Consider the following 636-nt stretch of genomic DNA (forward strand, 5'->3'; position numbering starts at 1 on the left):
TGATGAAGCGGTAACTTTTGAACAGGGTGACAATATTGTCATTACTCGTAATGGCAAAACCGTTACCGTTGCCACGTCAAAAACACCAACTTTTGGCACGTTAAAAACAACGGGTAAAGCGGAAATTGGTGGTGAGCTAGCTGTAACAGGCCCTGCAACTTTCGCTGACAAAGTGACCGCTAACAAAGGCTTGGATGTCAATGGTGCTACCACATTAAACGGTACAGTATTAGTTAAAGACAAGTTGACCGCAGAGAAAGGCTTAGAAGTTACAGGCACAACCACACTTAACAACGGTGCAACCATCAAAGGTGGCGACCTTGTGATGAGTAACAACAAAATCACAGGCTTAGCGGATGGAGTTGATACCAAAGATGCGGTGAATGTAGGTCAATTAGACAATAAAGTTAATGATGCTAAGACAGAGCTTAAAGGAGACATTGACACAGCCAAAACAGAGCTGAACAATAAGATTGATGACACTAAGAGCGAGCTGAACAATAAGATTGATGGTGCTAAAACTGAGTTACAAGGCGACATTGATAATGTCAAAAATGAGCTCACTACCAAAGGTATGAACTACAAAGGTGAAAATGGAGAAGTGATCCATAAAGCCCTCGGTGAACAGCTAGATAT

The 636-nt window shown here is 42.0% G+C and carries 1 pseudogene; it reads left to right on the top strand.

Going from position 1 to position 636, the window contains the following annotated elements:
* Nucleotides 1-636: pseudogene (locus A1D26_RS05320) on the top strand (hypothetical protein); the annotation flags it as partial.

This window comes from Ursidibacter maritimus, assembly GCF_009761395.1.
Lineage (GTDB): Bacteria > Pseudomonadota > Gammaproteobacteria > Enterobacterales > Pasteurellaceae > Ursidibacter > Ursidibacter maritimus.